This is a genomic window from Dakarella massiliensis (assembly GCF_001182045.1).
Taxonomy (GTDB): domain Bacteria; phylum Pseudomonadota; class Gammaproteobacteria; order Burkholderiales; family Burkholderiaceae_F; genus Mesosutterella; species Mesosutterella massiliensis.
Map to the genome: position 1 here is coordinate 296310 of NZ_CVTY01000004.1, position 15793 is coordinate 312102.

The 15793-nt window shown below is 56.8% G+C and carries 14 protein-coding genes; 8 read left to right on the forward strand and 6 right to left on the reverse strand.

Annotated elements, in window-relative coordinates:
- Nucleotides 1-41: 41 nt before the first annotated feature.
- Complete coding sequence (prmB, locus tag BN1936_RS01495) at nt 42-965, reverse strand: 50S ribosomal protein L3 N(5)-glutamine methyltransferase (protein WP_022443239.1); 924 nt, start codon at nt 963-965, stop codon at nt 42-44.
- Nucleotides 966-1012: 47 nt separating this feature from the next.
- Nucleotides 1013-1432 (reverse strand): preQ(1) synthase, encoded by a 420-nt coding sequence (gene queF, locus BN1936_RS01500; RefSeq protein WP_022443238.1) that lies wholly within the window; start codon nt 1430-1432, stop codon nt 1013-1015.
- 193 nt (nt 1433-1625) lie between these two features.
- Between queF and smc the strand changes: the two genes are divergently transcribed.
- From smc to BN1936_RS01530, 6 genes are all read left to right on the forward strand, one after another.
- Nucleotides 1626-5153, forward strand: coding sequence for a chromosome segregation protein SMC (gene smc / locus BN1936_RS01505; protein ID WP_049686464.1), 3528 nt, complete (start codon nt 1626-1628; stop codon nt 5151-5153).
- A 135-nt stretch (nt 5154-5288) separates the two neighbouring features.
- Nucleotides 5289-6401, forward strand: coding sequence for a hypothetical protein (locus BN1936_RS01510; RefSeq protein ID WP_049686465.1), 1113 nt, complete (start codon nt 5289-5291; stop codon nt 6399-6401).
- Between the two features lie 111 nt (nt 6402-6512).
- Nucleotides 6513-8618: an NAD-dependent DNA ligase LigA gene (gene ligA, locus BN1936_RS01515; RefSeq protein ID WP_086936861.1), complete on the forward strand. Its 2106-nt coding sequence runs from the start codon at nt 6513-6515 to the stop codon at nt 8616-8618.
- The gene (locus tag BN1936_RS01520; protein ID WP_022442767.1) at nt 8615-9373 is read left to right on the forward strand and encodes an S-methyl-5'-thioinosine phosphorylase; all 759 of its coding nucleotides are present in this window, start codon (nt 8615-8617) and stop codon (nt 9371-9373) included. The genes ligA and BN1936_RS01520 overlap by 4 nt, the downstream gene beginning before the upstream one ends.
- 152 nt (nt 9374-9525) lie before the next feature.
- On the forward strand, nt 9526-10323 hold the full coding sequence (locus BN1936_RS01525; protein ID WP_022442768.1) for a MetQ/NlpA family ABC transporter substrate-binding protein: 798 nt from the start codon (nt 9526-9528) through the stop codon (nt 10321-10323).
- An 83-nt stretch (nt 10324-10406) separates the two neighbouring features.
- Nucleotides 10407-11810 (forward strand): FAD-binding oxidoreductase, encoded by a 1404-nt coding sequence (locus tag BN1936_RS01530; RefSeq protein ID WP_022442769.1) that lies wholly within the window; start codon nt 10407-10409, stop codon nt 11808-11810.
- A 153-nt stretch (nt 11811-11963) separates the two neighbouring features.
- On the opposite strand, the gene BN1936_RS01535 is transcribed toward BN1936_RS01530, so the two are convergent.
- Nucleotides 11964-12854 carry a DMT family transporter gene (locus tag BN1936_RS01535; protein WP_022442770.1) on the reverse strand — a complete coding sequence of 297 codons (891 nt, stop codon included), beginning with the start codon at nt 12852-12854 and terminating at the stop codon, nt 11964-11966.
- A 128-nt stretch (nt 12855-12982) separates the two neighbouring features.
- Between BN1936_RS01535 and BN1936_RS01540 the strand changes: the two genes are divergently transcribed.
- Nucleotides 12983-13450 carry an NAD(P)H-dependent oxidoreductase gene (locus BN1936_RS01540; RefSeq protein WP_022442771.1) on the forward strand — a complete coding sequence of 156 codons (468 nt, stop codon included), beginning with the start codon at nt 12983-12985 and terminating at the stop codon, nt 13448-13450.
- Between the two features lie 324 nt (nt 13451-13774).
- A complete protein-coding gene (locus tag BN1936_RS01545; protein WP_022442772.1) occupies nt 13775-14356 on the forward strand; it encodes a DNA-deoxyinosine glycosylase in 582 nt (193 codons plus the stop codon).
- Nucleotides 14357-14407: 51 nt separating this feature from the next.
- Here the strand turns inward: BN1936_RS01545 and BN1936_RS01550 are convergent, their stop codons facing one another.
- The 3 genes from BN1936_RS01550 to BN1936_RS11625 form a co-directional block, all read right to left on the reverse strand.
- Nucleotides 14408-14854: a hypothetical protein gene (locus BN1936_RS01550; RefSeq protein WP_022442773.1), complete on the reverse strand. Its 447-nt coding sequence runs from the start codon at nt 14852-14854 to the stop codon at nt 14408-14410.
- 122 nt (nt 14855-14976) lie between these two features.
- Complete coding sequence (locus BN1936_RS01555) at nt 14977-15456, reverse strand: dihydrofolate reductase (protein WP_049686467.1); 480 nt, start codon at nt 15454-15456, stop codon at nt 14977-14979.
- A 27-nt stretch (nt 15457-15483) separates the two neighbouring features.
- Nucleotides 15484-15793 (reverse strand): hypothetical protein (locus BN1936_RS11625; RefSeq protein ID WP_222859726.1); only part of this gene is annotated, 310 nt, incomplete at its 5' end.

Below are 15793 nucleotides of genomic sequence, written 5' to 3' on the forward strand. Positions count from 1 at the left end.
CAGAGCTGTCGGAGCCGGGCGAGAAGCAGGCCCACGCTGAATCAGTGCTTGAAGTAGCGCTTCAGGTCTTCGGCGGTCGCGAGGAACACGAGGTCATCACCCGCGCTGACCGTGAGCCAGGTGAGCGGGAGATCCGGCCAGATTGCTTCAACCGCTTCGCGCCCGTCACCCACTTCAACGACAAGGATGCCGTTTTCGGTCAGATGATCCGCGGCCTCAGGCAGCAGACGGCGCACCACATCCATTCCATCGAAACCGGCTTCGAGCGCGAGAGACGGCTCAAGACGGTATTCATCTGGCAGGGCTTCCATGGCGGCCGTGGTGACGTACGGCGGATTCGAAATGATGACGTCCCACTTCTTCGTCTTCACTTCGGGCATATCGAAGAGATCAGAAAGCACGAGGTCGATCTGGTCTTCCATTTCGTAGTCCGCGCGGTTCACGCGGGCGACTTCAAGCGCCTTCGGGCTGATATCAACGCCCTTGACGTGAGCGTTCGGGAAGGCCTCGGCCGCGAGAATCGCGAGGCACCCGCTGCCCGTGCACATATCGAGCACAGAGCTGACGGCTTCCGGATCCTGAACCCACGGAGCGAGCTGATCCTCGAGGAGTTCCGCAATGAAGGAGCGCGGAATCAGCACGTCTTCATCGCAGTAGAAGCGGTGCTTCACGAGCCAGGCTTCGTGAAGCAGATAGGGCACCGGGACGTGTTCTGTCACGCGGCGCTCGATCAGATCCGTGATCTTGATGATTTCGTCCGCGGTCAGCCGGGCATCCCAGAACGCCTCGAGTTTTTCGAACGGCAGATGCAGTGCCCTCAGCACGAGGAATGTCGCTTCCTGCCACGTATCGTCGGTACCGTGACCGAAAGAAATTTCGGAGGACTCCATACGGGTCATGGCCCAGCGGACCATATCGCGGATTGTGCGGAGCCGGGAAACCGATTCATGAATATTCTGAGGCATCAGATTGTTCCTCTCGCGTGAGCGCGTTAAAGAGTTCCTGGGGCGGATCAGCCGCGCATCGGGGAGTTCGTTTCGAAGTCAGGGAGATGCACGACAGGAGCCGGGGTCCAGCCTTCCTTGCGGTGCTCTGCGATCACCGTGGTGTAGATGCCGCCGCGGACCCACCACCGGGCGCGGATACGCATGTAGCGCGGATGAATGGCGTTGACGAAATCGGAGAGAATCCGGTTCGTCACGTCTTCATGGAAGGCGCCCATTTCGCGGTACGTCCAGGTGTAGAGCTTGATCGACTTCAGCTCAAGGCATTTCTCGTCGGCGATGTAGTCGACGATCAGCGTGGCGAAGTCGGGCTGACCGGTGAGCGGGCAGAGGCAGGTGAATTCCGGGATCTCCATGTGGATCACGTAGTCGCGCTCAGGCGCCGGATTATCAAAGACCTCAAGCTTTTCGCTCGGTGCAGAAGACATGTCACATATTCCTTATATAAAACGATCTTTCGGGCGCGTCGGGAAGCCGTGTGCCGGGTTCCATGCGGAAGCGGGCCCGTGAGAGGGTAAAATCAGTCCCTCAGCAGTAAGAGCAGTAAGCCGCATATTATAGAGTCCATCCACCCGCGGGTCACAGGCTTCATCCCGCAAAACTTCGATATCCCTCACATACATGCGCCTAAGACAGGTCAAAATTTCAGGTTTCAAGAGCTTTGCAGACCCGACGGTGATTGAGTTCCCGAGCGGATTCGTCGGCATCGTCGGTCCAAACGGCTGCGGAAAGAGCAATGTCATTGACGCCGTCCGGTGGGTGATGGGTGAAACCCGGGCGGGAGAGCTCCGCGCGACGAGTTCCATGCTGGAGCTGATTTTCGCGGGCAGTGAAGGCCGGGCTCCGGCGGGGCGCGCTTCGGTCGAAATGACGCTTGATAACAGTGACGGGACACTGACCGGCCCCTGGGGAGCCTATGCGGAGGTAGCGATCCGACGGACTCTGACGCGCGACGGGCAGAGCGCTTACTTCATCAATAACCAGCCGGTGCGACGCCGCGATGTCCAGGATATTTTCATGGGCACGGGTCTCATGCCGCATTCCTACGCGATTATCAGCCAGGGCATGATCAGCAGCTTCGTGAAAGCGAAGCCTGAGGAGCTCAGGTTCTACTTTGAAGAGGCGGCAGGCGTCTCCCGTTATAAAGAGAGACGGCGCGAGGCGGAAAGCCGCCTTGCGTCGACCCGAGCGAATCTTGACCGAGTGGCGGATCTGCAGGAAGTCAGAAAGTCCGATATTGAAAGGCTTTCCGCTGAGGCGGAGCTTGCCGGGAAGTGGAGCGCTCTCAATAACCGGAAGGAAATGCTCGCCGGTGTTTGGCTGTCGCTTCAGGAGCGGGACGCTATTGCGGCGCGAGACCGTATCGCCGCAAAAATTGCCGAAGCTGTGGCGGATATTGAATCCGGACGTGCTGAGAAATCGGCGCTCGAAAAAGAGTCCGTTGAACTCTCGCTCAGTCTCACAGTGGCGAAGCAGGATGAGGACGCGAAACGCGATGCCCTGAACCGACTCAATATGGAACTCGCGAGGACGCAGAGCGCGATTGCCGCGATTGTGGAGAAGAAAAAACTTCTCACGGATCGCGTAACGCGCGACAGCGCGAAACTCTCGCGCGCCGGAGAGGAAGCGTCAGCAGCCGAACGCCGGGCCGAGGAACTCACAAAGGAAGCGGATTCGCTTTCCGAGGAAGCCGAGTCCATCGCGGAGGATGCCGCGGCAACCGATGAGCGGGCGGCAGAAGCGAAAAAGTACTGGGAATCCGCGAAGGAAGCATCGAAACGCGCGGCGGACGAGGAGCGTCTCGCGCAGAAGTCGCTTACCGAAGTGAATTTCCGCGAGCAGGCGCTGGAGCAGGAAAAGCGTGAGCTTGAGGCCCGGATCGGGAAACTCGAATCCGAGGCGTCGGGCGGCACCGGAACAGCCGGACGCGAGAGCGAGCTTGAAGAGGCGAAGATTACCGCTGAGGAGCGGGCGTCTGACCTGGAGGAGCGGGAGGCGGCCCTCGAAGAAGCGCGCGACGCCGCCTCTGAGGCGGATGAGGCGGCGGCCGCCGCCGCGGAAGAAAAGGCTTCAGCCTCAGCAACACTCTCAGAAGCGACAGCCAGGCTTCAGGCGCTGGAGGAGATTCAAGAGAAAGCGAGGGCTGAGGGGAAGCTTGAAGTCTGGGCCGCCTCGCACGGTCTTTCCCGCTACGAAAAGATTCTGGATGGCGCGGAGATTGAAACCGGCTGGGCAAAAGCGGTCGAGGCAGCGCTCTCCGGCCGTATCCCCGCTTACCTCACAGAAAATCTTGATTTTGCCGGCATTCTTGCTCAGGACACGCCGCCCGGACGGTTCGCGATCGCGTCCCGCGAGGGGTTTGCTGACGCCCCGGCGGACCGGACGGGAACCCTTGCCGCAAAGGTGCGGGTTTCGGGGGCTTCAGCTTCAGTGCTCAACTCCTGGCTTTCCCGCTTCAGAACCGCGGAGTCGCTGGACGAAGCCGTGCAGCGATCCTCTGACGGTGATCTTCCTGTAATCACCCGGGATGGTCATATCGCGGAGCGGGGAGCGGTGCTTTTCTGGGCGGAGGAGAATCCGCTTGCCGGGTCTCTTGAGCGTGAGGAAGAGATCCGAGCGCTGAAAGCGGAACAGTCCGGCGCTTCGGAGCGTTACCAGGCGATTCTCGCAGAAGTGCTCGAAACCGGAAAGGCGCGTGACGCGGCAACCGCGACGCTGCGGAGTGCCGAGGCGTCGCTTGAGCGCGCGCGGCGTGACTATCACTCCGCCGCCCTCCGTGCCGGAGAACTGGAGTCTGAAGTCGGGGCCTGGAAGAAACGCGCGGGACAGATCCGGACGGATCTCGAAGAGGCGAAGAAGCGGCTTGGAGAAATCGACGCGGAGTATGAAGAGGCGGAGTCCCTCTTTGAAGAGCTCGATTCGCGGCTCGCCTCGGCAAGCCAGGCTTCTCAGGATGCCGAGATGGCTGAGGAAGCGGCCCGGAACGCGATGGATGAAGCGTCCAGAGCGTCGCGTGATGCGGCCTCCCGGATAACGCTTCTCAGAACGAATGCCGCCCATGCCCTGGAACGCGCCGGGGACGCCCGTCAGTCAGCGCTGAAACTTTCCTCGGAAGAGGCGGAGCTGACAGCGTCGATTGAGGAAACCCGCGCGATGCTCGAGGAGCTTGATGAAGACGCCGAACGGGATGGACTGCAGGATGTCCTTGCGAAACAGGCTGATTCTGAGGCGGAGCTTCAGACCGCGCAGAAAAAGACCGCGGAGCTGACTGAAAAGCTGTCTGAGATCAACCGGAAGAAAGATTCCATCACCGAGTCTGAGCGTCCGAAGCAGGAGCGGATCGGTGAAATGAAGGTGAAGCAGGGCAGCACTGAGGCTGAGCTCCAGGCGCTGACCAATCAGATTGCCGAGCGCCGGGTTGACCGCGCAGCGTCTCTCCGCGAGGCAGAAACCGGGGGCTGGAAGACTCAGGGGGTGAGAAACGAAATCGGCCGCATTGAGAACAATATCGAAGCGCTTGGCCCCGTGAACCACGCGGCGCTTGAACACCTGGAGGCCGCGAAGAAAGCGCTCGAAATGACGGAGCATCAGGTGGAAGACCTGAATGAGGCCATCGCGACGCTCGAAGAGGCGATCCGGAAGATTGACGCCGAAACCCGTGCCGTGCTGAAGGACACCTTTGATCAGGTGAACAGCAACTTCAAGGATCTCTTCAGCCGCATTTTCGGAGGCGGTGAGGCGAGTCTCGAGCTGATCGGGGATGAGATTCTGGAGGCCGGGATCGAAATCCGGGCTCAGCCGCCCGGAAAGCGGAACGCTTCGGTGAAGCTGCTCTCAGGCGGTGAACAGGCGCTTACCGCGACAGCGCTCGTTTTTGCCATGTTCCGTCTGAATCCGGCGCCGTTCTGCCTGCTCGACGAAGTGGACGCGCCGCTTGATGAAGCGAATCAGCTGCGGCTCGCCAACATGGTGCAGCAGATGAGCAGCGCGACGCAGTTTATTGCGATTACCCATAACCGGATCACGATGGAAAAAGCCGGGCAGCTGATCGGCGTCACGATGCGTGAACCCGGGGTTTCCCGGGTGGTTTCGGTCGATCTGCGCGAAGCTGTCAATTATGCGGGGGGCGGAGAAGGCGCTCCGGCGTGATTTTTCGCACGAAGAGTACCGTCAATTGCGGCATTCCCGCGTTTTCTGCCCTACAATTAAGAAGACTGTAAGGGCGTACTCCGGAGCTGCGCCTCAGCAGCAAGAAGGGCGCAATTCGGACATCGGGAAGCGGAAATGAATACTGAACTTTTTTTGGGGATAATCGTCATTATCCTCGTGGCGGCAGCCGGCGTGTATTTCTACCTCGGCCGCAAGCCCTCCTCAGTTGCGGAGCCGACAAAAGTCGAGCCTCGGGTGCTGGCCAGACCCGCCGCTGCGGCATCAGGTGAGGCTGCGAAGGAAGATGCCCCGGCTCCGGCGGAGAATAAGCCAGAGACAGAGGACTCTGCCGATACGCCAGCTCCCGCTCAGACCGCGGAGAGTGTTCCTTCACCTCAGGCCGTGGCTGGCACCGAGCCTTTCTTCAGTGAATATCTTCCTGAAGAGGGAGACGATGTTCAGTATGAAGAGCCTGATATTGATCAGATGACGGAAATTGTCGTGAAGATCAAGAGCCCCGAGCCCTTTACGGCCAATCGGGCCTGGCTCGTGATCAAGCCTCTCAATCAGGATTTCGGTACTCCCCTCAGAATTCAGGTCAAGAATCAGATCACGCGTCTCTGGGAACACATCAAGCGCGGCGGAACGTATACCGATATGGTCGTGACACTTCAGCTCGCCACGCGTACAAAGACGGTGAATGAACTCACGGCTGGCAACTTTGCGGCTGCCGTGAATCAGGTGGCTGCGTCGCTGGACGCTGATGCCGATATCGTTGATGTGCCAAGCATGGTGTCCCAGGCGAAGGCCGTTCGGGCTCTTATTGATCGCTTTGGAATCACGCTTTCGATCGCGGTGAAGAGCGTCATGCCCATGACACAGGCGAGAGCGGTTGAGATCGCTGATGCCTGTGGTTTCAAGACGGAAAAGAATGCTCTCGTGATGCGGGACGCCGACAGCGCGGCCCCATGGCTCCGGCTGCTGCCTCACCCTGAGAATCCGCTCATGGTGACGCTTGAACTCACACCTGCGCTCTGCGTTCCGTCCAAGAATCCTCTTGGAGCGCTTTTCAGCGTGGCAAACTACATCGCCGCCCGCGAGAACGCTGTGATTACGGATATTTCCGGCGTTCCGCTCACTTCCGCTGCAATTGTGAGCATTACGCAGCAGCTCCGCTTCTTCTATGAAGCGATGTCGAAGCAGGGACTTGACCCCGGAACCCGCCGCACGAAGCGGCTCTTCGCCTGAGAGTCAGGTGCTGCAGCGCGGCCGCGTGAGGATTGCCAATCCCGCGCGGCCTGTTTTTTTGAGTCTGCGGAAAGCGCCTGCTGACCGCATTTTTGGTGAAAGGCTTGAGTGATGAACGAAATGGCTGACGGAAAAATCCCTGGGGTAAAGGGCCCGCTTTCAGAAGCGGCGGCAGAGGAAATGCGCCGCCTTGAGGCAGATCTTGAGCGATGGAACCGCGAGTATTACGTTGAGGATTCGCCCTCGGTGTCAGACGCTGTGTATGACCAGGCTTTCCGCCGGCTTCAGGCGCTCGAGGCCGAGTACCCGCAGCTCGTGAGCCCCACATCACCGACACTCCGCGTGGGCGGCGCGCCGAAGTCAGATATGGCGAAGGTGACGCACAGCGTTCCTATGCTGTCGATCCATACGGAGACCGATTTTTCCGCGGAGGGCGCCAGTGCGTTTGATGAGCGTGTCAGGAATGCCCTAGGTCTGAAACCAGAAGATCCTCCGGTCGAATACGTTGCGGAGCTGAAGTTTGACGGGCTCGCGATCAATCTCCGGTATGAAAAGGGGGTTCTCGTTTCCGCCGCGACCCGAGGCGACGGTATTGTCGGTGAGGATGTCACAGCGAATGCGCGCACGATCCGGACCATTCCTCTGAAGCTGACGGGGGTCTACCCCGAGATTCTGGAAGTCCGGGGCGAGGCGATCATGCATACGGAAGACTTTCTCGCCTTGAATAAAAAACAGGAAGAGGCGGGAGAAAAGACTTTCGTGAACGCCCGGAACGCGGCTGCCGGCTGCCTCCGGCAGCTCGATCCTTCGGTGACCGCGAAGCGCCGCCTGCATTTCTATGCCTATAGCCTTGGCGAGGTGTCGACAGAAGCGGGGCCCTTCGCAGACAGCCAGGAGGGGACGCTTGAACGTCTGAAGAGCCTTGGGTTCCCGGTCGCGGATACAAGGCGCATCTGCCACTCGCCTGAAGAGCTTGAAGCCTTCCATCTCTATGTCGCGAAGATCAGAAATACGCTCCCCTTCGGGATCGACGGCGTGGTTTACAAGGTTAACCGGTTTGACCTTCAGAGGCGCCTCGGTTTTGTCGCCCGCGAACCGCGCTGGGCCTGCGCGCACAAGTATCCGCCGGAAGAAGCTTTTACCAAAGTTCTTGGGATCGATGTGCAGGTGGGCCGCACCGGGCGTCTCACTCCGGTTGCGAGGCTTGAGCCGGTCTTTGTCGGCGGCGCGAATGTGTCAAACGCCACGCTTCATAACGAGGACTTCATTCATGAGCTCGATCTCCGGGTAGGAGATACGGTTGTGATCCGCCGCGCCGGAGACGTGATTCCCGAAATCGTCCGCGTGATGAAGGACAGGCGTCCCGAGGGAACCGTGGAGTTTGAGATGCCGAAGACCTGCCCGGTCTGCGGCTCCGCGACGATCCGCGATGAGGAGGAAAAAGACACCCGCTGCACGGGTGGTCTTTTCTGCCCGGCCCAGATGAAGCTTTCGATTCTTCACTTCGCGAGCCGCCGCGCAATGGGGATTGATGGCGTAGGTGAAAAGCTTGTCAATCTGCTTGCCGAAAAAGGGCTCGTCAAGACGCCGGCAGATCTCTATCGGCTGACATCAGAAAGCCTGATGACCCTTGAACGGATGGGGGAAAAGTCTGCCGGCAACATCATCACGTCGATCGAACGCTCCAAGCAGACGACGCTTGCCCGCTTCATTTTTGCGCTTGGCATTCGTCACGTCGGTGAAGCAACGGCGCGTGACCTTGCATCCCACTTCAGGACTCTTGAGGCGCTTGAAAAGGCAACGCCTGAGGAGTGTCTCGAGGTGCCGGATGTGGGTGAAGTGATCGCGGAATCGATCACGAGTTTCTTCGCGGCTCCCGGTAACCGCGACGTGATCCGGGCGCTCCGGGAGTCGGGTGTTACCTGGCCTGAGGCGAAAGCCCCTGCGGTCTCTGAAGCGGCAGACGGGGATCCGGCTTCAGAAGTTGCCGGGAAGACCTTTGTGCTGACCGGTACGCTTCCCAATCTGTCACGCGATGAAGCGAGTGACCGGATCCTTGCGGCGGGCGGCCGTGTTTCGGGATCCGTTTCGAAGAAGACGAATTTTGTGGTGGCAGGCGAAGCCGCTGGCTCCAAACTCGCGAAGGCAGAGAAGCTGGGTGTCACGGTGATTGACGAAGCGGAGCTCCTTCGGATGCTGGGCGAGGGGGCGGAATGAGTGAACGGGTTTTTGCGCTGATCGCGGGGTCTGGTTTTGAGAATGGCTGGCTTCCGGAGATGAAAGAGGCTGAGCTGCCGCGGAAAATGCCGTTCGGTGCCCTGGCGTCTCCCGTGCTGGAGGGCCGGATCGGTGATCACCGTGTGCTGTTCCTCCAGCGTCATGGAGAGAATCACCGTTATCCGCCGCACGCGATTCCCTACGCCGCGAATCTCTGGGCCCTGCGTGAGGCGGGAGCGACGGATGTGTTCGCGGTCGGAACGGTCGGCGCGGTATCAGAGGCGCTTCCGCCCGGGGCGATCTGCATTCCGGATGATCTGGTTGACCGGACCTGGGGCCGGCAGTCCACGTTCTATACGGGACCGGAAACCGGTGTGCAGCATGTTGACTTCACGCATCCCTTTTCTGAGGATCTCAGGCGGGAACTGATTGAGGCAGCACGGGCGGCTGAGGTGCCTGTCATGGATGGCGGTGTTTACTGGTGCACGCAGGGACCGAGACTGGAAACCGCGGCTGAAGTCCGGATGGTGTCACAGATGGGCGGCGCGATGATCGGTATGACAGCCTGTCCTGAGGCAGCCGTGGCGCGTGAAGCGGGGCTCCGGTATGCGCTTCTCGGCCTGTCGGTCAACTGGGCTGCAGGGATTTCGGATTCAAAGGAAAAGATTGATTTCGAAGCAATTAAGGAAAGCATGGAGCGGATGACGACCGGTGTCCGAGAAATCATCCGCACAGCGGTTCTCTCAGCATCATAAAAGTAATACCGCAAGGAAAACGGAGATTTTCAGCTGATTTTCCGTATTTTCAGATAAGGTTATCTCAACAGCACGCCGGACAGGCCTTCCCTCAGGGCCTTCCGGCGAAGATAAAGAGAAATACCGAACATCAGGAAATAGGGAAGAACATCATGAATCGTCGTACTCTGCTATCCGCCGCCGCTGCCGCGATCCTCGCCGCCGGCTCTTTCTCCGCCTCTGCCGCTCCCGTTAAGGAGCTGAAGATTGCCGCAACGCCCGTTCCGCAGGGTGAAGTGCTGAAGTTTGTGAAGCCGATCCTCGCGAAGGAAGGCATTGATCTCAAGATTTTTGAATTCACGGACTACATTGCCCCGAACGCGGCTCTGGACTCCAAGGATGTTGACGTCAACTTCTATCAGCATCAGCCCTTCCTCGATAACGCAGTCCGTCAGCGTCATATCAACGCGGTCCGTGTTGCGCCGATCTACATTCTCCCGATGGCTGTTTACTCTCACAAGCTGAAGAGCCTGAAGAACGTTCCGAACGGTGCCCGCGTGTCGATTCCGAATGATCCGTCTAACGGCGGCCGTGCCCTGCTTCTTCTCCAGTCCGCGGGTCTCATCAAGCTGCGTTCCGGCGTTGGTTACGAAGCGACCCCGCTTGACGTGGTTTCCAACCCGAAGAAGCTGAAGTTTGTGGAACTTGAGGCGGCTCAGGTGCCGCGCAGCCTGAGTGATGTTGATATCGCTGTGGTGAACTCCAACTACGCTCTTGGCGTCGGTCTCAATCCGCTGAAGGATTCGATCTACCTCGAAGACAAGCGCAGCCCGTACGCTCTCGTGGTGGCTACCCGCAAGGGCGATCAGAATGATCCCCGGGTGCAGAAGCTTGTGAAGGCTCTTCAGTCTCCGGCCACGAAGAAGTTTATTCTGACGAAGTACAAGGGCGCTGTGGTTCCCTCCTTCTAAAAAGAAGAAGCAGCCTGACAGGCAGAAATCCTCATCCCGGCAAAACCCTTTGCCGGGTTTTTGGCATTCTGAAGAGTTGAAGCATGAACGCAGAAATTATTGAAAAACTGAAAGCGGCGGTCGGTGAAAAGTATGTTCTGACAGAGGATGAGGCAACAAAGCCATTCCTCGTCGACTGGACCAAACGGTTTGTCGGGAGAGCAGTGGTCGTGCGCCCCGCCAATACGGAAGAAGTGTCACGTGTGGTTCGTATCGCCAATGAGACTCAGACTCCTGTGGTGCCTCAGGCGGGCGGAACAACGCTTGTCGGCGGTTCAATTCCGGATGATTCCGGGAACGCTATTCTCCTTTCCCTCAGCCGTCTGAACAAAATTGAGGATATCGATACCGTGAATGACACGGTGACGGTTGAAGCCGGTGTCATTCTTGAAGACCTTCATAAAGCGGTTGAGGAAAAAGGACGGTTCTTTCCGCTTTCTTTCGGGGCCAAGGGGTCCGCTGAAATCGGCGGCAATCTTGCCACCAACGCGGGCGGCACTGCCGTGCTTCGTTACGGGAATATGCGGGATCTTTGCCTGGGTCTCGAAGTGGTGCTTCCCGATGGGCGGATCTGGACTGCGCTCCGCGGCCTGCGTAAAGACAACACGGGCTACGATCTGAAGCAGCTTTTCATTGGTTCGGAGGGAACGCTGGGTGTCATCACCCGGGCTGTCCTGAAACTTTATCCGCAGCCGATCGGAAATCAGACAGCGCTTGTCGGTGTCGAGTCACCGGACGCCGCGGTGAAACTCCTCAATGAATGCCGTACGGCGGCTGGTCCCTACCTCACTGGGTTCGAACTGATGCAGTCCAAGTGCCTAGTCCGGGTTCATGAGCAGCTCCCTGATATCGGACTTCCGGGGCCAGTTGACGACTGCCCCTGGTGGGTTCTCGTTGAAGTGTCATGCTCACCGGACTCGGGTCCGTCTCTTGAAGAAATCCTCGGCAAGGCTTTTGAGGATGGAATTGTGAAGAACGCTTATCTCGCGCAGTCGCTTAAAGAGTCTGAAGCGTTCTGGAAGATCCGGGAATCGATTCCGGAAGCCGATGCCCGTGTGGGAAATAACCTCCATAACGACATCAGCCTGAAGATTGCTTTGATCCCGGAATTCCTTGATGTTACGGTGCGGCGCCTGAAAGACGCGTATCCGTGGCTGGACCCATCGCTTTACGGTCACCTTGGCGACGGCAATCTCCACTTCAATATTGGTTCAATTCCTTCGAACCTCGCCTTTGAGAACGAAGAGGGCATTCGGAAGATCACATATGAAGAAACCGTGAAACGGAACGGATCTATTTCAGCGGAGCACGGTATCGGCCAGCTGAAGCGGGAGCATTTCCTGCAGCTTAAGGATCCGCTTGAACTAGAGCTCATGGTGAAAATCAGTCACGCTCTGGATCCGAACGACATTATGAATCCGGGAAAGCTGCTTCCGGACAGGAAGTAACCGAGCGGTCCAGGAGGAGTTGCCTGTCAGGCAGAGACTCTTCCGTCAAGGAATGAAAAAAGGGGCGGATTCCCTGCGGAACCGCCCCTGAAAAGTCTCTATGCTTGCCATAACCGAATTGTAGGGATCTCGGTCGACAAATGCAAATAATTCCTATTTATTTTTGGTAGGCAGCTGAGCGATCACAATCGCGCAAGCCATGAGCAGGCAGCCAAGCGCTTCGCGTGAATTCAGTGTCTGGCCAAGAATGAGCCAGCCGGAGATCACGGCAAAGACGGATTCCAAGCTCATTGTGAGGGACGCGATGGTCGGATTGGCTCCCTTCTGTCCGATGACCTGCAGAGTGTAGGCGACACCGTTGGAGAGAATCCCCACGTAAAGAATGGCGGGCAGTGCCGACCTGATCGCACTCAGCGTCAGTCCGGGCTCAAAGATCAGAGTAAAGAATGCGCCGAGCACTCCGCCCGTCAGGAACATGATGCAGGAAAGCTTGACGCCATCCACTTTGGGGGCATAACGGTCAATGATGAGAATCTGGATTGCGTAGCAGACAGCGCCCGCAATGCAGAGAATATCGCCTGAGCCTACAGAAAAATCGCCTTTTACGGAAAGGAAGTAGAGGCCGGCCATCGCGATCAGAACCGCGATCCAGAGAATTCCTGAACTTCTTTTCCCCCGGAACAGGGCAATGAGCGGTACAAAAATGATGTAGAGCGCGGTCAGGAACCCGGCCTTTCCGACAGGTGTCTGAATGAGACCGAACTGCTGAAAACTTTCAGCGGCGAAAAGCGCGATGCCGCAGAGAATGCCGCCAATCCATACAAGCTTTTTGGCTTCCGGTGTCGATTCCTCGGCCCGGCGCGCCGGACTCTTGAATCGATCCAGAAAATAAATGACCGGAACCAGGACCAGGGCGCCAAGAAGGGATCGCCCCGCCGTGAACGTGAAAGGAGGAACATACTCCATGCCGAGAGCCTGCCCGACAAAGGCAGTTCCCCAGATCATGGCGGTCAGAAGCAGTATCAGAAAATTCTTGATTGGCATTTGCAAAGCTGCGGATTCAGAACTGGCAGGAATGATTCCTGCGGACAGAACCGCTCATTTTAACGGAACCGGAGCCGTCGAAATGCGGTAAGGTGATGGAAAAATAAGAACGGACTTTGTAATTCAACATGGGATCCAGAAATATTCTTCTTCAGGTGTTTCATCCGCACTGGTTCGAAAGCCGCGCGAATAAGCGGCTGGCTGCGGCCGCCAGGCGGGTGCCTTCGCTCAGCTTTCAGCAGATGGAAACCCAATACGGGGATTATCTGGAGAGAGCGGATGTTGAGCGTGAGCGGGTGCGTATTCAGAACGCCGATATCCTTGTCATGCAGTTTCCGATCTGGTCGATGACATTTCCGGCTACGGTGAAAACGTACCTGGATACGGTGTGGTTCTCTGATTTCGGAGCGCCAAAGAAAGTTCTCCCTGGTAAGCGTCTGATGCTTGCCGTAACGACTGAACTGGGGAGTGTCGATTACTCCGCTTCAGGGCGGATAGGCCATACGCAGTTGAAGAACTGCTTTTGCCACTCACGCTTTCTGCGCGGCTGGCAGGAGTCGAGGTGCTGGGGATTGACGCTTTTTACGGCGCCATGAGAATGTCGGAAACCGAGCTCGAAAGAGCGTCTGACAATTATGTCAGAAAACTGGAAGAACTGTCGCGTCTGCCTAAAAAATGAGCAGTAAGCCTAAATCCTTAAATTTGAACTGCTATAAGGTTTTTGCAGAAAGGGTAATCCACAAAAATTGTGGATATCTTGAAAAAAATATAAGTGATTGGTTTCCTGTTTATTTATAAATTAAATCAAATAGATAATTTATGTGCTTTGACTGTCGGAGAGTGTGCTGGGGACAGATCTGAATACTTCCAATGCATACAATAGGTTAATTCGTAAACAGAAAAGCATAATCGAGGCACAGATGGGGAAGAGGTCTGAAAATTCCGAGCAGCCAGTCAGAATCCGGGGCTTTGCCCCCCTCGTTGGACGGGATCCTCATGCCCTGATTCTTGGATCAATGCCGAGTGAAAAGTCTCTGGAAGAGGACAAGTACTATGCCCACCCCAGGAATCGTTTCTGGAGTCTGATGAATTGGCTGCTTGCCGGCGATAACACGAGACCTGCCTACAAAGATGGAATTGAGATTCTGAGCAGCCATGGCATCGCGCTCTGGGATTCCGTTGGTTCCTGCTTGCGGGAAGGTAGTCTGGATTCCGAAATCCGGGAGATTGAGCCGAATCCTGTCGACAAGGTCCTGAAAGAGAACCCTGGGATCCGTTTTGTCTTTTTCAACGGGAAAAAGTCGGAATCCGTTTTCAGGCAGATTTTTCGTCAGCTGATAGCTGAAAGGGCAGATATTGGTTTTATCAGTCTGCCGTCGACCTCTCCGGCAAACGCGGCGTGGAATTTCGAAAGGCTGTCGTCTGCCTGGGGGACCGCTTTCCTGAAGGCGGGTATTCCTCTTGCTGCTGAAGCCGCGGCAGAACTGAAAGACAATAAATAAGTCCCGGTTCGTGGCTGAACCGGGGCTTCTGAAGCTATTCGGACAGACAGATCAGCCTTGGGGCGTGATCTTGATCCAGCCGGTCGGACAGCTGGGAATTGTCGGATAGTAGCCCTTCTGCGCGGGGCAATAGAAATAATCCTGAGTTGCCACCGAGGAAGAGGCGGGAGCGTTATTGATCGTCACGTTGATCGGCGGGGCCGGCTGAGTCTGAACCGGGGCTGCGGGTACCGTGCTGGTTGTATGGCTGGGGGTTGCGGCGAGAGCAAGCAGACCGACTCCGACGCCAAAAGGAAGAATCCAGTCACCGCCGCCCCAATAGTGATGTCTCCATCCCCAGCCGCCGCGGGGAGGCGGAGGAGGAGCGGCATGCCAGCGGGGGCCGGGACCAGGACCCCAGCCCGGACCGGGGCCGGGACCGCCAGGACCTGCGAGTGCAGGTCCTGCTGCAACAGCCAGCAAGGCGCCTGCAACCAAAGCAGATATGAATTTTTTCATAGATTCCCTCCACGTAAAAGCGCGGCCACACGATTGTTATCGATCGCCTTACTCTTTATTTTGCCCTTTCCATTTGCAAAAGAGCGATGGAGAAGTATTTCCTATTGTGACGATCGAAACGTTTATTTTCTGACCCAGTGGGTAAAGCGTCCGGTGCAGCCGCCATCCTCAAAGGTGCCGACTTCTTCAATATTCCAGGCCGCAGGGTCCGTCATCGTGAAGAAAGTGTCGCCGTCAAAGTCCTGGTCGATTTCGGTTATATAAGCTTCGGAAATCCGGGGAAGAGCCTCACGGTAGGTATAGGCACCGCCGATCACAAAAGCTTTTTCTTCCTTATCGAGGAGGAGAAGAGCGTCCGAGAGTGTCCGGACAATTTCGATACCCGGGATCAGTTCCGTATGCGTACGGGAAAGGACGATATTGCGGCGGCGCGGAAGCGGGCGGCCAATAGAAACCCAGGTGTTCCACCCCATAATGACCGGGTATCCCGTGGTGGTTTCTTTAAAAAAGCGCAGATCGGCAGGGATATGCCAAGGCATTTTCCCATTCAGGCCGATCACTCCGTTATGAGACCGGGCGACGATCAAAGCAAGAGCAGTCATGAGAATCTCTTTTTTAAAAGGTCTAACTCATTCAATAATAGCGGTTTTACCTATCGATTTTGAGTCAGATGAAAAAATAAATAAAAAAATATTTGCATTTTTAAAATTGAGAGGGTAAGATACTAATCCTGTCGCTGCGATGCAGTGACGATCTTTAAAAACTGAATAACGAACCGATAAGCGTGAGCATCTGGTTTTGAAGAGCTTCAGCTCATAAAAAATCAGGTGCTTGAAAAGACGAATGGAATGATGCAGAAGCGAAAGCTTCTGAGAAATACCAGTCGATAATTTTGAGCGCGACGCTTCAGGAAACTGAAGCAAATGAAGTAATAGCAGT